Source organism: Kribbella amoyensis, assembly GCF_007828865.1.
Classification (GTDB): Bacteria; Actinomycetota; Actinomycetes; order Propionibacteriales; family Kribbellaceae; genus Kribbella; species Kribbella amoyensis.
Genome location: NZ_VIVK01000002.1, coordinates 196324 through 212675, shown reverse-complemented (window position 1 = coordinate 212675; position 16352 = coordinate 196324). Strand labels below are relative to the sequence as shown.

14 protein-coding genes are annotated in these 16352 nt (G+C 70.5%); 9 read left to right on the top strand and 5 right to left on the bottom strand.

The genetic code is table 11. The annotated features are described in order from the left end of the window. Window positions 1-3 precede the first annotated feature (3 nt). The 3 genes from FB561_RS31260 to FB561_RS31250 are packed head-to-tail and all read left to right on the top strand — an operon-like array spanning window position 4 to window position 3509. Window positions 4-1044 (top strand): ABC transporter permease, encoded by a 1041-nt coding sequence (locus FB561_RS31260; RefSeq protein WP_145813645.1) that lies wholly within the window; start codon window positions 4-6, stop codon window positions 1042-1044. Then, window positions 1044-2054 (top strand): ABC transporter ATP-binding protein, encoded by a 1011-nt coding sequence (locus FB561_RS31255; protein ID WP_145813644.1) that lies wholly within the window; start codon window positions 1044-1046, stop codon window positions 2052-2054. The genes FB561_RS31260 and FB561_RS31255 overlap by 1 nt, the downstream gene beginning before the upstream one ends. Before the next feature lie 48 nt (window positions 2055-2102). Next, window positions 2103-3509, top strand: a complete 1407-nt coding sequence (locus tag FB561_RS31250; RefSeq protein ID WP_145813643.1) for a GH1 family beta-glucosidase — start codon at window positions 2103-2105, stop codon at window positions 3507-3509. Window positions 3510-3554: 45 nt separating this feature from the next. Here the strand turns inward: FB561_RS31250 and FB561_RS31245 are convergent, their stop codons facing one another. The 4 genes from FB561_RS31245 to FB561_RS31230 form a co-directional block, all read right to left on the bottom strand. After that, the gene (locus FB561_RS31245; RefSeq protein WP_145813642.1) at window positions 3555-3989 is read right to left on the bottom strand and encodes a DoxX family protein; all 435 of its coding nucleotides are present in this window, start codon (window positions 3987-3989) and stop codon (window positions 3555-3557) included. A gap of 84 nt (window positions 3990-4073) precedes the next feature. Continuing rightward, window positions 4074-5468: an alpha/beta hydrolase gene (locus FB561_RS31240; RefSeq protein WP_238335238.1), complete on the bottom strand. Its 1395-nt coding sequence runs from the start codon at window positions 5466-5468 to the stop codon at window positions 4074-4076. Between the two features lie 195 nt (window positions 5469-5663). Further along, window positions 5664-7421 carry a bifunctional metallophosphatase/5'-nucleotidase gene (locus tag FB561_RS31235; protein ID WP_145813641.1) on the bottom strand — a complete coding sequence of 586 codons (1758 nt, stop codon included), beginning with the start codon at window positions 7419-7421 and terminating at the stop codon, window positions 5664-5666. A 198-nt stretch (window positions 7422-7619) separates the two neighbouring features. Then, entirely contained in the window at window positions 7620-9212 is a 1593-nt protein-coding gene (locus FB561_RS31230; protein ID WP_145813640.1) for an FG-GAP-like repeat-containing protein, read from the bottom strand. A gap of 123 nt (window positions 9213-9335) precedes the next feature. Between FB561_RS31230 and FB561_RS31225 the strand changes: the two genes are divergently transcribed. Genes FB561_RS31225 through FB561_RS31210 form a run of 4 tightly spaced genes read left to right on the top strand, consistent with a single transcriptional unit; the run spans window position 9336 to window position 12746 of the window. Then, window positions 9336-10058, top strand: coding sequence for an SDR family NAD(P)-dependent oxidoreductase (locus tag FB561_RS31225; protein WP_202880958.1), 723 nt, complete (start codon window positions 9336-9338; stop codon window positions 10056-10058). Further along, window positions 10055-10780, top strand: coding sequence for a FadR/GntR family transcriptional regulator (locus FB561_RS31220; RefSeq protein ID WP_145813638.1), 726 nt, complete (start codon window positions 10055-10057; stop codon window positions 10778-10780). The genes FB561_RS31225 and FB561_RS31220 overlap by 4 nt, the downstream gene beginning before the upstream one ends. Next, window positions 10777-11922: a galactonate dehydratase gene (gene dgoD, locus FB561_RS31215; RefSeq protein WP_145813637.1), complete on the top strand. Its 1146-nt coding sequence runs from the start codon at window positions 10777-10779 to the stop codon at window positions 11920-11922. Before FB561_RS31220 ends, dgoD begins: the two co-directional genes overlap by 4 nt. Continuing rightward, window positions 11916-12746, top strand: coding sequence for a hypothetical protein (locus tag FB561_RS31210; protein ID WP_145813636.1), 831 nt, complete (start codon window positions 11916-11918; stop codon window positions 12744-12746). The genes dgoD and FB561_RS31210 overlap by 7 nt, the downstream gene beginning before the upstream one ends. Before the next feature lie 8 nt (window positions 12747-12754). On the opposite strand, the gene FB561_RS31205 is transcribed toward FB561_RS31210, so the two are convergent. Beyond that, window positions 12755-14572: a sialidase family protein gene (locus FB561_RS31205; RefSeq protein ID WP_145813635.1), complete on the bottom strand. Its 1818-nt coding sequence runs from the start codon at window positions 14570-14572 to the stop codon at window positions 12755-12757. A gap of 142 nt (window positions 14573-14714) precedes the next feature. On the opposite strand from FB561_RS31205, the gene FB561_RS31200 reads away from it, so the two are divergent. Next, window positions 14715-15341: a bifunctional 4-hydroxy-2-oxoglutarate aldolase/2-dehydro-3-deoxy-phosphogluconate aldolase gene (locus tag FB561_RS31200; RefSeq protein ID WP_145813634.1), complete on the top strand. Its 627-nt coding sequence runs from the start codon at window positions 14715-14717 to the stop codon at window positions 15339-15341. Continuing rightward, window positions 15338-16300, top strand: a complete 963-nt coding sequence (locus FB561_RS31195; protein WP_238335237.1) for a sugar kinase — start codon at window positions 15338-15340, stop codon at window positions 16298-16300. The genes FB561_RS31200 and FB561_RS31195 overlap by 4 nt, the downstream gene beginning before the upstream one ends. Window positions 16301-16352: the final 52 nt, after the last annotated feature.

Here is a 16352-nt window from a genome sequence, read left to right as displayed (position 1 = left end):
CCGATGTCCGCACCAGCCAGCACCATCACCGCGGTCACGCCGGACGGCCCCGAGGTCGAGGCGGCCCCGGCCAAGCGCCGCCGGCTCCGGTTCGTCGCGAACCCGAAGGCCGCCACCGGGCTCGTCGTGCTCGCGTTCTTCTGCCTGATCGCGATCATCGGCCCGTGGATCGCGCCGTACGACCCGTCGGCGCGCAGCAGCGACCTGATCCAGCCGCCGTCCGCGCAGCACTGGTTCGGTACCACCCATCTCGGCCAGGACATCTTCTCCCAGGTCGTCGTCGGCACCCGCGGCGTGATGTTCGTCGGGTTGCTGGCCGGGATCGTGGCGACCGTGCTGTCGGTCCTGATCGGGGTGAGCTCCGGCTTCCTCGGCGGCGCCGCGGACGAGGGGCTGTCCGCGCTCGCGAACGTCTTCCTGGTCATCCCGGCGCTGCCGCTGATCATCATCGTCGCGTCCACCATCCCCGGCGCCGGTGACCTGATGGTTGCCCTGGTCATCGGGTTCACCTCGTGGGCGTGGGGTGCCCGGGTACTGAGAGCCCAGACCTTGAGCCTGCGGCGCCGGGACTACGTCGAGGCGGCGCGGGCGACCGGTGAGAGTACCTGGCGGATCATCACCGTGGAGATCCTGCCGAACCTGACCGCGATCATCGCGTCCGGGTTCATCGGCACGGTGATCTTCGCGGTGATGTCGGAGATCACCCTGGCCTTCATCGGCATCTCGACGATCTCGGAGTGGAACTGGGGCACGATCCTGTTCTGGGCACAGAGCCAGCAGGCACTCGCCCAGGGCGCGTGGTGGTGGTTTGTCCCGGCCGGGCTGGCGATCGCGGTCCTCGGCACCGCGCTGTCGCTGGTGAACTTCGGCATCGACGAGTTCGTCAGCCCGCGGTTGCGCAGCAGCGGTCACACCCGGGTCCGGACCAAGGACGGCCGGACGGTCCGGATGCGGGTCGGATTCACCCCGGTCCTCACCACCAGCGGCAAGGACGCGCCGGTCACCCCGGTGATCCGGACCGACGAAGCGAAGGGCACGCTCTGATGGCGGGCAAGGAACCGGTACTGGAGATCCGCGACTTCAGCGTCGACTACGGACTGGGCGACCAGGCGGTCCGAGCGGTCCGCGACGTGACGTTGACCCTGCATCGCGGCGAGGTGCTCGGGCTGGCCGGTGAGAGCGGGAGCGGCAAGTCGACGCTCGCGTACGGCGTGACCCGGTTGCTGCCGCCGCCCGGCGTGATCAGCGGCGGCTCGGTGACGTACCACCCGCCGGGCGACCAGCCGTACGACGTGATGGCGCTGAGCAACGCCGAGTTGCGCGCGTTCCGCTGGGCGGAGACGTCGATCGTGTTCCAGGGCGCGATGAACTCGCTGAACCCGGTGCACAAGATCTCCACCCAACTGCTCGACGTGATCAAGGCACACGAGCCGCGGCTGAGTCCGCAGGCCCGGTTGGCGCGGGCCAAGGACATGCTGAAGCTGGTCGGCATCTCGGCCGACCGGATGGACGCGTACCCGCACCAGCTGTCCGGTGGGATGCGGCAGCGGGTGATGATCGGGATGGCGCTCGTGCTCGAGCCGCAGATCGTGATCATGGACGAGCCGACCACCGCGCTCGACGTGGTGATGCAGCGGCAGATCCTGGCCCAGCTGGTGGAGTTGCGCGAACGCCTCGGGTTCTCGGTGCTGTTCATCACCCACGACCTGTCGCTGCTGGTCGAGTTCTCCGACCGGATCGCGATCATGTACGGCGGCCGGATCGTCGAGGAGGCGAAGTCGGCCGACCTGTACAAGGACTCCCTGCACCCGTACAGCGAGCGGCTGCTGCAGTCGTTCCCGGCGTTGCGTGGCCCGCGCCGGGAGTTGAGCGGGATCCCCGGGTCGCCGCCGGACCTGCGCGGGATGCCGTCCGGCTGCGCGTTCCACCCGCGCTGCCCGCACGCCTTCGACCGCTGCTCGACCGACGTCCCCGTCCTCGGGGTCCCGGCGGCCAGGAACGACCCGAGCCGTTCGGTGGCCTGCTGGCTGCCCGGCCGGATCCCGGTCGGCTGACCTCCCTCCCACGAAAGGAGCCGGTACGGTCTCGGCCGTACTCCGCCTATGAACTCCACAACCACCACCGCGCCCGTTACCGAGCAGGAGCTGATCGCGTCACTGCCGGCCGGGTTCCGCTGGGGCGTCGCCACCTCGGCGTACCAGATCGAGGGCGCCGTCGACGCCGACGGCCGGACCCCGTCGATCTGGGACACCTTCTGCCGGGTCCCGGGCGCGATCGACGGCGGCGACACCGGTGACGTCGCCTGCGAGCACTACACCCGGATGCCGGCCGACGTCGCGCTGATCTGCGAGCTCGGGCTGGACACCTACCGGTTCTCGGTGTCCTGGTCCCGGGTCCAGCCGTACGGCACCGGCCCGGCCAACCCGGCCGGGCTGGCGTTCTACGACCGGCTGGTCGACGAACTCCTTGCCCAGGGCATCGATCCATGGGTGACCCTGTACCACTGGGACCTGCCGCAGGAACTGGAGGACGCCGGCGGCTGGCCCGCGCGCGACACGGCGTACCGGTTCGCGGACTACTCGATGCTGGTGTTCGACGCGCTGAGCGACCGGGTGAACACGTGGACCACGCTGAACGAACCGTGGTGCTCGGCGATGCTCGGCTACGCGTACGGAGTGCACGCGCCCGGGCGGCAGGACTTCCCGGCGGCCGTGTCCGCGGTCCACCACCTCCTGCTCGGCCACGGACTCGCCACCGAACGGATGCGGGCCGCGTCGCCCCGCAAGATCGACATCGGCATCACCCTCAACGCGGCCACGGCGTACCCGGCCAGCGACGCGGAGCCGGACCTGGAAGCGGTCCGCCGGGCCGACGGGATGGGGGCGCGGCTCTACCTGGATCCGCTGGTGCACGGCCGGTACCCGGCGGACGTGGTCGCGGACCTGGCCGAGCAAGGGGTGGAGCTGCCGGTCCAGGACGGCGACCTGGCCACCATCGCGGCGCCGATCGACGTTCTCGGGATCAACTACTACTTCAGCCAGAAGTTCACCGGGTTCGGCGAGGACGGCCGGACCGTCGACGCCGACGGCCGGCCGGTCACCCGGACGCTGCCGCTGGACCGGCCGCGGACCGCGATGGACTGGGAGATCGTGCCGGAGGGGTTCACCGACCTGCTGGTCCGGATCGGCCGGGACTACCCGGGGCTGCCGATCGTCGTGACCGAGAACGGTGCCGCCTTCCACGACGTCCCGGACGCGGCCGGCTTCGTCGCCGACGCGGACCGGACGGCGTACTTCACCTCGCACCTGGCGGCGGTCGCGGCGGCGATCCGGCAGGGCGCCGACGTGCGCGGGTACCTGGCCTGGTCGCTGCTCGACAACTTCGAGTGGGCTTACGGGTACGACAAGCGGTTCGGCATCGTCCGCGTCGACTACACCACCCAGGCGCGCATCCCGAAACAGAGCGCGCTGCACCTCAAGGAACTCGCCGAGCGCCACCGCGCCCGGTGACCGTTCGCCCCTCGCCGGCGGTGGCCCGGCGAGGGGCGTTCGCGGTCACGCCCTGATCCGGCCCGCGGCCAGCTCGCGGAGCGCGGCCCGACGGGACCAGGCGACCACACCGGCCACCAGCAGTACGACCAGGGGGACGACCGGCGCGACCCCGAGAACGAACACGTTGGTGACCGTGGCCCCGGCCATCAGCCCGGCCAGGCCGAGGGCAGCGGGACCGGCCAGCCGCGGGATCAGCAGGCCGAGCGCCCCGGCCACCTCACAGCAGCCGACGAAGAACCGCAGCCACTGGCCGGCCCCGATCTCGGCGAACATCTCCACCATCACCGGGTTCCCGGTCAGCTTCATCAGCCCGGCCGGGACGAACTGGACCGCCAGCGCCAGCTGCAGCACCCACAACCCCACGGTCGCCGGCCGCACCTTCCACGTCCTCGCCGTCGTCCTCGCCGTCGTTCTGGTGGTCGTTCCCAACTCGGTCATCGCTCTCTCCTGTCGTCGTTCGATCACTACGACGACCCTGCGTCCCCCGGCCACCTGAGAGCATCCGTGCCGAGCACTGATCCACTACGGAACCGCTCCGGTGGACAGAAAGGTGTTGACCGTCTTCACCATCGCCGGCACCCGCTCGTCGTACACGCCGTGGCCGCGCCGATCGACGGTCCGGAGCGTCGACTTCGGCAGCTTCCGGTGCAAGGACTCGGCCCAGCTCAGCGGGATGTTGTCGCGCTCGGCCTGGACGATGAGCAGCGGGACGTCGTTGCCGATCGTCAGCTCCGGCTCGGTGGTGCGGTCCCGCCAGTAGGCGCACTGCAGGATCGTGGTGGCGAACAGCGGCTCGGTCCGGCGAGTGCGCTGCACGTCCCGCCAGTACTGCGTGGGCCCGCTCGGCCAGCCGCGGTCGTTACAGGTGAACGCGAACGACGCGGCGGCGAACCGGGACAGCATCGGCACAGAGCTGTAGTACTGCGCGAGCCAGGCCTGGAGTTCCTCGGTCGGTGCGGACCCGTGGATCAAGGTGCTGACGTTGCGCGCCATCAGCTCGCGGTCGCTCTCGTCGCCGAGGGCGGACTGCAGCAACCACGGCAGCGCCGCGGAATCGACGCGGTACTCCCCCACCGTGATCGGCCGCTCCAGCAACCGGGTCACGGCCCGGCGGACCTCCATACCGGTTCGGCCGAGGTGGTACTTGTCGTCCCGCCAGGCGACCCAAGCGGCCCACTCGTCGAACGCGGCCTCGACGCGCTCGCCGGTCGCGAGATGCCGGTACTCCGAGCCTTCCACGTCCGTCACGCTGTCGACGACCATGCGGTCCACCCGATCGGGGAAGAGCTGGGCGTAGACGACCCCGAGGTCGGCACCCCAGGAGACCCCGTAGTACGAGATCTTCTGCTCGCCGAGCGCGGTCCGGACGGCGTCGAGATCGCGGGCGGCGTTGCGGATGCTCGCGTGTTCGAGCAGACCGGGGTTGCGTTCCCGGCAGGCGGTGGCGAAGTCCTTGGCCTTGCGATCCGAGGTCACGAAGTTCGTCCGGGTCACCGAGGTTCGTAAGACGTCGGCGAGGCGTACCGGTCCGCAGTCGAGGGGGTCGCTGCGGCCCATGAACCGTTGATCGATCCCGATCAGGTCGTACTGCGCGGCGACCTCACCGAGGAGCGGCCGCAGCGCGAGCGGATAGGTGATCCCCGGGCCGCCGGGACCACCCGGATTGGTCAACAGGACGCCACGTCGCTTGGCCGGGTCGGCGGGGATCCGCGAGATCGCCACGTCGATCGTGCGGCCGCGTGGCTTCGTGTGGTCGAGCGGCACCTTCACGGTCGCGCAGGAGGCGCCGGATTCGGCGAGTTGCTTGCCCTCCTCGTCGGCCGGCCCGGTCCGGCAGTCGTGCCAGGCAACCGGGGTGCAGGTGGAGGCGGACGCGCACCACTCACCAAGCCCTGCCGACGGCGTCCGCAGCGCCACTGCCGAGCGTGGGACATCCGGAGGCTCGCGGGTTGGTGAGTGGTGGAGGTTCGTGGCCACTCCCACCACGGGAAGCAACAGGAGACTCATCAGAACTCGCATGCCGACGACGCTACGAAGCGCGCGGGCGCGAGTCCCTGGTCCCAGGGCCAGGACCGAGGTAGCGCACGGGCTACCTCGGTCCTTGGAAAGGGCTCAGCCCTTGGTCGTGACCCGGGTGAGCGGGGCCGGGGTGAGGGTGCGGTGCTCCCGCAGGTACTTGGCGAACGTCTCGTGGTCGGTGTCGTTGCGGACCGGGTTCGTCGCCTGCTTGAACGCCGGGTACCCGTCCGCGCCGATGACCGTGTACGCCAGCGCCGCGACCCGGTACGTCCGGGCCGGATCGAGCGCGGCGCCGTCGATCTTCACGTCCGCCGGGTCGACCCGCGCACCGACCGGCTTGCTCGCGTCGTAGGCGTACGCGACGTTGCCGGACACCGCGAGCGGGGCGAACTTCACCGACCCGTCGGCCTGCGACTGCCACTGCTGCTCGAGGATCGCGTCCAGCTGGGCGCCGGTGAGGCTCACGGTGAGGACCGGGTTGCCGTAGCCGTAGGCATCCCACGACTCACCGAGCAGGACCCGGCCGTCCACGTCGCCGGGTTTGTTGCTGTTGGCCACCAACAGGTCACCGCGCAACGCCGTACTACCGACCGCGGGCTTGGTCGCGATCAGGCCGAGATCGGCGCGGCCGTCCTTGCGGGCGGTCCACAGGTGCACGTCGGCCGCGAGGTCGCCGAAGGTGCTCTCCCCCGCCGCGTTGGCGGTGCGGGTGAAGTCGCCGGTGATGGTCGCCACCGGTTCGGCGTACCGGCGCTGACCGGCCGTGGTCCAGTAGTCGACGATCTTCTGGATCGCGGGATCCGGCGTGACCGTCCGGGTGACGGCGTGGTTGACCGACGTCGTCCTGTCCCGCAGTACCTCGCCGGTCCTACGGTCCAGCTGCAGGTTGATCTCGTTGATCAGCCGGCCGTGGTTCGCGGCCTCGACGACCGGGCGTGGGTTGCCGTCGGGGTCGGGCAGGCTGCAGTTGAAGGCAGCGTGCCAGTGACCGGTGACGATCGCGTCGATCTTCGGCGAGACCCGGCGGGCCAGGTCGATCGCGGGGCCGCTCGGGTTCACGCAGTTGTCGAACGTCGCTGACGCGTCGGTCCCGCCGTCGTGCAGGTTCAGCACGATCGCCTTGACGCCGCGCCTGGCCAGTTCGTCGGCGGCCGCGTCGGCCGAGGCGACCGGGTCGAGCGCGCGGAGGTCCGGCTGGTACGAGGTGGACCCGACCGGGGTGTCCGGCACGGTCAGGCCGATGAAGCCGACCGGGTACGACCGGCCGTGGTCCTGGACCCAGCGGATCGTGTACGGCGCGACGATGCGGCGGCCCTTGGTGTCCACGATGTTGGCCGACTGGAACTCGAAGTCGGCGCCGCGGAACCGGCGCCCGGTCGAGTCGGTGAAGCAGCTGTCCACCCCGACCCGGCCGAAGCACTTGCCCTTCGACATGTGGTCGACCAGGAAGCTCTTCGACACGTCGAGCTCGTGGTTGCCGACGCTGGAGAACTCGACCCCGAGCGCGTTCAGCACCTCGACCGTCGGCTCGTCGGCGTGCGCGTCCACCTCGAACGGCCAGCCGGAGAAGTTGTCGCCGTCGGTGAAGAAGATCGAGTTCGGGTGACCGGTCCGGATCGACTTCAGGTGCGTGGCCAGGTAGGCGGCGCCGCCGACGGTGATCGGCTGCCCGTCCGGACCGGCGATGGTGCCGCCGTCGGCCGTCGAGGGCGGCCGGAGGTACCCGTGGAAGTCGGTGATCGAGACCAGCTGGACCGGTACCGGGGTCGGCGCGGCGGACGCTGGGGTGAGGGCGCCGAGCAGCGCGGTCACGACCAGACCGGCGCCGCTCCAGCGGAGAATTCTGCGCATAAGTGTCTCCTGATGGGCGGGGATAAGCACTTACCCTCAGAATCCTGGCGCGAAACGGCGCGGATGTCACCAGCAAACGACGCGCCGTCGAAGCGTGGAGGAAATTAACTGCCGCAGATCGGTTGAACTTCTGATCAAATAGAGCCAGGCGGTGGTCGGTGGTCCCGCGAAGTCACCGGCCACCGCCCTTTGTCCGGGTCAGCCGTTCCAGCCACCGCCGCGCTTGATGCGGGTGCCGAGGCCGTTCGCCTTGCCCGGGTAGAGGTACACGTCGCCGCCGGTGTTGGCGACGGTCATCAGGTCCGGGATGCCGTCACCGGTGAGGTCGCCGACGCCGGTCAGCGAGCGCATCCCGTTCCAGCCGCCGGTGCCGATCTCGACCCGCCCGGTGCCGCCGGGGAACGTCGGGCCCTTGTACAGCCAGAGCTTGCCGGTGCTCGAGTCGACGGCGACGAAGTCGGGCTTGCCGTCCCGGGACAGGTCGCCGACCGCGGCCAGCTTGGTCATCCTGGTCCAGCTGGTCCCGAGCTGCTTGCGGGTCCCGAGGCCGTTGGCCTTGCCCGGGTAGACCCAGAGCTTGCCGGTGGACTTCTCGATCGCGACCAGGTCCGCGTGCGCGTCACCGGTGATGTTGCCGACGTTGATCAGGTCGCGCATCCCGGTCCAGCCGCCGGTCCCGATCAGGATCCGGCTGGAGCCGGCCAGGCCCGGGCCCTTGTACAGCCAGAGCTTGCCGGTCGACTTCTCGATCGCGGCCACGTCGGCCTGGCCGTCGCCGGTCAGGTCGCCGACGCCGGTCAGCTCGGACATCCCGTTCCAGCTGGTACCGATCTTGACCGCGCTGCTGCCGCCCTCGAAGGCGCCGTTGCCGTTGTTCGTGTACCGGTAGAGGTCGCCGGTCGGACGGTGCACCGCGATCAGGTCCGCCAGCTTGTCGCCGCTCAGGTCCCCCGCGTTGGCGAGATCGGCGTCCGAGTGACCGGCGACGTACGCGAGGCCGTAGCTCTGCATGGTCGCGTTCAGCGCCGCGGCCGACAGGGTGTGCGTGCCACCGGACGGCTTCCACGGGTCCCACACGGTCAGCGTCTTCTTGGTCAGGTCGTAGCCGTAGATCAGGATGGCGTGGCCGAAGTGGCCGGACATGCCCTTGTTCCAGGGCAGCTTCTCCATCCAGACCCCGATCGTCGGCGCCTTCTGCAGCGTGCCGATGTCGTAGGCGGCCCAGTTCAGCAGGTTCGTCGCGTTGCCGGTGGTGTCGGCGTTCCAGACCGAGTACGCCAGCGGGTTGACGTATTTGTTCATCACCGGCAGCGAGGTGCGGCTGTAGGTGCCGTCGGTGGTGGTGCCCATCTCCTTGGCCAGCGTCTGCTGGCTGACCGTGACGCCGTAGGTGCCGAGGCTGATCGAGCTCGACGCCGGCACGCAGAAGTAGTTGGTGCTCTGGTAGACACCCTTGATCGACAGCTTGCCCGTCGCCGGCGCCGCGGCGACCGCCCGCGCGACGGCAGCGGCCGACTTCGGCCGGGGCGCCGCACCGGGTGTGCCGTCCGCGGCGGTGACCTCGGCGGCGGTGGTGGCACCGGCCGGCCGGGTGACGCCGCTGGGCGAGCTGGGCGCGAAGGCCGCGGCCTCGGCCGCGCTGAGCGGGACCGAACCGGTGGCCGGGGGCAACTGCTCGGCGCTCGCGGGGGCGCCGGTGTCCGCGGTGGCCATGTGCGCGACGCCGCCGACGACGAGCCCCAGGCTCACCACGACCGCTGCGCCGAGCTTCCACTGCTGACGAAGTTTCATGCACGTCCTCACAACTCGGGCGGATCGAAAGACGACCCACCCAAGCACATCAGAGGGGCAGACTGTGGCAGTATTTATTCGTAAATTATGATCAATGCTCTTGACCCGGAAAGGGGCATCCCCGTGCAGCTGGCTGGACAGGTGATCGTGGTGACCGGCGCCGCCACCGGAATCGGCGCGGCCTGCGTCCGGCGCTTCCTCGACCAGGGCGCGTCGGTCGTCCAGGTCGACGTGCAGCCCTGTCCGGAGGAGCCCGGCCGGTCCCTCGCCGTCCTCGGTGACGTGGCGGCCCCGGACACCTGGGCCGAAGCGCTGTCGCGGGCCCACGACGAGTTCGGCCAGGTCACCGGCCTGGTCAGCAACGCGTTCACGGTCGACGTCCGCCCCGCCCACGAGCTTTCGCCGGGATCGTGGCAGCGCCAGCTCGACGTCAACCTGACCGCCGCCTTCCTCGGCTTCCGCACCCTGCACGCCGATCTGGCCGAGGCCGGTGGTTCGGTGGTCCTGGTGTCGTCCGTGCACGCGATCGCCGGCCTGCCCGGACATCCGGCGTACGCCGCGAGCAAGGGTGCCCTGGTCGCGCTGAGCCGGCAGCTGGCGGTCGAGTACGGCGGCTCGATCCGGGTCAACACGGTACTGCCGGGCCCGGTCGAGACCGCGGCGTGGGACCGGGTCAGCGCCGAAGGCAAGGACCAGAGCGCCCGGGCGACCGCGGTCGGCCGGCTCGGACGGCCGGACGAGGTGGCGTCGGTGGTGGCGTTCCTGCTGTCCGCCGAGGCATCGTTCGTGACGGCGGCGAGCCTGACCGTCGACGGCGGCTGGTCCGCGGTGAAGGACTCGGCATGACAGGGACGGGGATCCGACGCGGGGTGTCCCGCGGACTGCACGGCCAGATCGTCGAGGTGATGGCCCAGCGCATCCTGTCCGGGCAGATCCCGGAGGGCGCCACCATCAACGTGCCCGCTCTGCAGGCCGACCTCGGTGTCAGCCTGACCGCGGTCCGGGAGGCGCTCAAGGTACTGACCGCGAAGGGCCTGGTCGACGCGCGGCAGAAGCGCGGTACGTTCGTCCGGCCCCGGTCGGACTGGAACCTGCTGGACGCGGACATGATCCGCTGGCAATTCTCCGACGCCGACAACCGGCCCGAGCTGCTCGAGCAGTTGCACGAGGTCCGCGGCATCGTCGAACCGGCCGCCGCCCGGCTGGCCGCGCTGCGCGCCGAAGCAGAGCACCTGCAGGCCCTGGACGAGGCGCTGGCCGCGATGGCGGCGGCGACCGACGACCTGGCCGCGGTGACCGCCGACCTGGCCTTCCACAAGGCGTTGCTGTCCGCCACGGGGAACGAACTGCTGACCAAGATGGAGGTCATCATGGAGACCGGCCTGGCCGACCGCGACCGGCTGGTCCACAAGGCGAAACCGTCCGACGACCCGGTACCGAGCCACCAGCGGGTGGTGGCGGCGGTCCGGGCCGGCGATCCCGAGGGCGCCGAGCTGGCGATGCGGGAGTTGCTGGCCAAGGCGGCCGAGGACCTCACCGAGGCGCGCGGCTCCAGGGGTCGCAAGTGAAGATCGAGCGGATCGAGACGTTCCTGGTCCCACCGCGCTGGCTGTTCTGCCGGATCGAGACCAGCGACGGCGTCGTCGGCTGGGGCGAGCCGGTGGTCGAGGGCCGGGCCGAGGTGGTCCGCACCGCGATCGAGACGTTGTCGGAGTACCTGATCGGCCAGGACCCGCTGCAGATCGAGCGACACTGGCAGATCCTGTCCAAGGGCGGCTTCTACCGCGGTGGCCCGGTGCTGAGCAGCGCGGTCGCCGGGCTCGACCACGCGTTGTGGGACATCGCCGGCAAGGTGTACGGCGCGCCCGTCTCCGCGTTGCTGGGCGGCCGGGTCCGCGATCGCGCCCGGGTGTACGCGTGGGTCGGCGGGGACGAGCCGGCCGAGATCGCCGAGCAGGTGGCCGAACAGGTCGCGGCCGGGATGACCGCGGTGAAGATGAACGCGAGCGGCCGGATCCAGCCGTCCCCGTCCGCCGCCGAGATCAAGGGCGTCGTGGCGCGACTCGCCGCCGCCCGTTCGGTCCTCGGCGACGAGCTGGACGTGGCGATCGACCTGCACGGGCGGATCGGCGTCGCGGGGGCACGGCGGATCCTGCATGCGGTGGAGGACCTGCACCCGCTGTTCGTGGAGGAGCCGATACTGCCGGAGTACCTGCACCACCTGCCCGACGTCGTGCAGAGTTCGACGGTACCGGTGGCGTTGGGCGAGCGGCTGTACAACCGGTCCGAGTTCGTGCCCGCTCTGGACGCGGGAGTGGCCGTGGTTCAGCCCGACGTGTCGCACGCGGGTGGGATCTCGGAGTTGCGGCGTATCGCGGTCCTTGCGGAGACGCACGGGGCACAGTTCGCGCCGCACTGTCCGCTCGGACCGATCTCGCTCGCGGCCAGCTTGCAGGTCTCGTTCGCGACTCCGAACTTCTTGATCCAGGAGCAGAGTCGCGGTATCCACTACAACGTGGAGAGCGACCTCACCTCGTACGTCGTGGACCCGGCGCCGTTCACCTGGGTCGACGGGCACGCGGAGTGGAATCCCCTGCCAGGCTTGGGGATCACGGTCGACGAGGACGCGGTCCGCGCGGCCGATCGCTTGGGCCACGCCTGGCGCAACCCGGTCTGGACCCACGAGGACGGATCCTTCGCAGAATGGTGAACCACCGTGCCGAGGTGACCGTCGATCCACGCGACGGCGGCCGCTGGACGTCGCTCCGGCTGGCCGGCCGGGAGTGGCTGTGGGCCGGACCAGGGTTGGTATCGGGTCCACGTGTCGGCCGGTCGTCGTTCGTGGACGCGGGCGGGCTGGACGAATGCTTCCCGACCGTGCGCGGCGTCCCCGACCACGGCGGCCTGTGGAACCAGCCCTGGAGCCCGTGGCCCGAGGACGAGTCCTGGGACGCTGTTCGGTTCGAGGACGCGGTGTTCCTCCGGCGGGTGAACGGTCGTCCGAGGCCGGTTGGGGTCTCAGAGCCGAACGGGCCGTCGACCGTCTGGGTGGACTATCGGGTGATCGCGGCCCCGGGGTACCGGTTTGTCTGGGCGGCGCATGCTCTGCTCGATTGCGGGGTCGGTGCGTCGATCGAGGTACCTGAGGGGAAGACGTGCCGGTTGTACCCGGAGGCGGCCGGCTCGTGGATCGAGGGCGAGTGGCCGAAGCCTGGTGGGATCGACCTCGGCTCGTACGGGCCGACCGACGGGAGCGCGGTGGGTGCCGTGGTGCTCGACTGTCCGACCGCGTCGGTCCGGGATGCGAATCTGGAGCTGACCTTCACGTTGAGTTGCCCAGGGCAACCAAATTCGACCGCGCTGTGGCGGAATCTCGGTGGCTTCCCGGCCGATGCGCCGTACCGGAGCCTCGGGGTGGAGCCGATGCTTGGGCGGGTGTTCGACCTCGCCGAGGCCGGGCCCGACGACGCCGCCGTCGTCCCGGCCTCGGGTGAGCTGACCTGGCGGCTGACGGTGTCCGCCAGATCAGCGTGAGGCCCCTGTCAGCCGAGCGGGAGGTCCAGGACGACGTCCGGGACGTTGGTCGCGTTGGTGGTGCGGATGGACGTGATCTCCGCCTGGGACAGCGCCCGCCGGTAGAGGCGTACCTCGTCGAGCGACCCGTCGAAGTGGTGCGCCCCGTCGAGCCGCTGGCCGACGTACATCTTGAACGGGCGCGCCGGGCTGACCGAACCGGCCGGCGCCGTACTGCTGCCGACCTGGGTGCCGTCGACCCAGAGGGAGAGCGTGCCCGCCTTACGTTGCAGGGCGACGTGGTGCCAGGCTTTGTCGTTGTACGCCTTCGTGGACGAGACCGACGCCGTCTTGCCGTTGGTCGTGATCAGGCCGCGGATCCGGGCATCGGCCGGCTCGGCACGCAGCCAGAACTGGGAGAACTCGTTGATCCCGTACCCCCAGAAGATCGCCTGCGGGGCCGTACTCGCGCCGTACTTGATCCACGTCATCGCGGTGAAGTCACCAGCCCCGACCGCGAGCGACTCGGCGAACGGCAGCTGGATCGCGTCGTCGGTCCCGTCCAGGTCCCGCGCCTGGCCGAACTTCCCCGCGACCGAAGTGGTACCGCCGCGCAGGTAGGCGTTGTTGGCGAGGCCGGACACGTCCGGCGTCGTCGGGGCTCCGAGCGGCGCATCCGGGTGCCCGATGTCCGACTCGGTGAACCGGGCGAACCGGATCTGGTCCCGCGCGTCCACCGAGCCGCCCTCGTACAACAGCCCGATCTCGCCGGTGTCGAGCATCGTCATGTCCGAGTACCCGGACCAGTCGCTGGTGATCCTGGTGCCTTCAGCAACGGTCTGCCAGGTGTTCCCCTCGGTGAAGCTGGACCGGATCGTCAGGTACCGCCGCCGCTCGGGATCCGCGGGCGAGGCGAACAGGATCCGGTTGTACTTCGCGCCCTGGTCGGTCGCGCGGAGGCGGAGCAACGATCCCTGGACGGTCGGCGAGGTGAGGCCGGTGACGGTCTGGAACGGTGCGGCGAACGTCTCCCCGCCGTCGTTGCTCACCGCGAACGCGCGGCTGTTGCCACCGGTCGCGCCGTTGTTGCGAGCGCCCGCGTAGATCCCGCCGTCGACCTTCTCGACCACGCTGATCTCCTGCGGGACCATCCCGTCGGTCCGGACATCGGTCGCACCCTTGTGCCAGGTGTCGCCGCCGTCGTCGCTGTAGACGAGCTGGCCGCCGCTCCCCTCCGGGCTGCCGTAGTTCGTCCCGGCGACCAGGCGGCCCTTGTGCGCACCGCGGGTCAGCTGGATCCCGTGCACCGGGCCGGTCGCGTACCAGCTCCAAGTGGGGTCGTCGATCTGTGCGCCGATGTCCCGCGCCTTGCTGAACGTCTTCCCGTCGTCGTCGCTGTACTGCACGTACGGCGTCCGCGGGCGGTTGACGGTCCCCGGGTCCATCGTGGTGAGCAGGACGATCCGGCCGGTGTCCTGGTCCACGATCGGGGTCGGGTTGCCGCGGGTCGCGACGGCGTTCGGGTCGTCGTCGGTCCCGGACAGCACCACCTGCGGCGCGGACCAGGTCCGGCCGTCGTCCTCGGACCTGCGCAGGACGAGGTCGATCTCCTGGGAGTCGCCGCACCAGGTCCGCCGCGCCTCCGCGAAGGCGAGCAGCGTCCCGGCGGTCGTGCGGACGATGGCGGGAATGCGGTAGCAGCCGTAGCCGGCGTCGCCCTTGTTGAAGAGGACGGTCTGCGTGACGGCGGCGGAAGCGGGTGGGATCTGGTCGGAGCCGGCCAGCAGTCCCGCGCTGAGCAGCGCGGTCGACAGCAGGATGAACAGCAGGCGGCGTGGTCTGGGCATGGGTTCCTGCCTTCCGGTGAGCAGAAAACTGACAGGGCGGAGCGCTCACCTCGAAAGTTATCCACCGCCGGACTGTTTGAAACGTGGACATCGGACGTCCTATGTCCTAGCTGATCCCCTACGGTTGGAGCCTGGAGGAACGATGGAACTGCTGGCAGAACTGAGCCGCCGCAAGGTGCTCGCGATCATCCGCGCCGACGGACCGGACCGCGCCCTGGAGTGCGTCCGGACCCTGGTCGACGCGGGCATCACCGCGCTGGAGATCTCGCTGACCACGCCCGGCGGGGCCGAGGCGATCGCGAAGGCGCGGTCCGAGCTCGACCCGTCCGTCCTGATCGGCGCCGGGACCGTGGTCACCGCCGCCCAGGCCGACGAGGTCGCCGCCGCCCGGGCCGGCTTCGTGGTCACCCCCGCGATCACCCGGGGCGCCCACCGCAGCGTCGAGCTCGGCCTCCCGCTGTTGTGCGGCGCCCTGACCCCGACCGAGGTGGTCGGCGCCCTCGACCTCGGCGCGCTCGCGGTGAAGATCTTCCCGGCCAAGGTGTACGGCCCGGGCTACCTCCGCGAACTCCGCGCCCCGTTGCCGAACGCGCCCCTGATCGCGGTCGGCGGCGTCGACGCGGCCACCGCCCCGGAGTACCTGGCCGCGGGCGCCCTCGCGGTCGGCGTCGGCTCGCCCTTGCTGGGTGATGCGGGCAAGGGTGGTTCGCAGTCCGCCCTGGCTGCCCGGGCCGCCGAGTTCCTCGCGGTCACCGGGGCTGAGCGGTGAGCCCGTCACCGGTGGTGGGTGCGGGGCTCGAGGTCCTGACGCTGGGCGAGGCGATGGTGTCGATCCGGACCAGCACCGCGCTGCGGATGGGCGGCGACGCGCGGCTCTCGGTCGCCGGGTCGGAGAGCAACGTCGCGATCGGGCTGTCCCGACTGGGTCACCGGGCCGCGTGGATCGGCGCCGTGGGCAACGACGAACCAGGCCGGCTGATCCAGCGCACGCTCCGGGCCGAGGGCGTCGACACGGCCTACCTGCGCTTCTCCGACGACTCGTTCACGGGCTTCATCGCCTTCGACCAACCGGCCCACGACATCACCAGGGTCAGCTACCACCGACGTGGGTCGGCCGGGTCCCAGCTCACCGCCGAGGAATGTGTCGGTGCACTGGAGGTTGCTCGGCCGGCGATCCTCCACGTCACGGGGATCACGCCGGCTCTGTCCGAGACGGCTCGCACCGCGACGGAGTCCGCCGTACGCGCGGCTGCCGAGGTAGGTGTGCGGGTGAGCCTGGACGTGAACTACCGCGGCCGCCTCTGGTCCCGATCCGAAGCGGCCGCCGTCCTTCGTACGCTGCTGCCTTCGGTCCACACGGTCTTCGCGTCCGAGGACGAGCTGGACTTGTTGACCGACGCGGACAAGCCGGTCGACGCGCTGCGGGAGAGCGGTGTGCAGGAGGTCGTGGTCACGGCGGGCGGCAAGGGCGCGTGGTCCCACACGGAGGCGGGCACGATCCACCAACCGGCTCTGCCCGTCACGGTCGTCGACAGCATCGGAGCCGGCGACGCCTTCGTCTCCGGGTACCTGTCAGCCACCCTCGACAACCAGTCCCCCGAACAACGCCTGACCCGAGCAACAACCTCGGGAGCCTTCTGCGTGGGCGCCTACGGCGACTGGGAAGCATTGCCAACCCGAGAAGACCTGACCCTCCTGACCCACACCCACGGCACAGCCCTCCGCTAGCGAAGCCACCTGCCTGGCTGGAAACGCGAGCAAGCTCGCAGCAGTAGTTGAC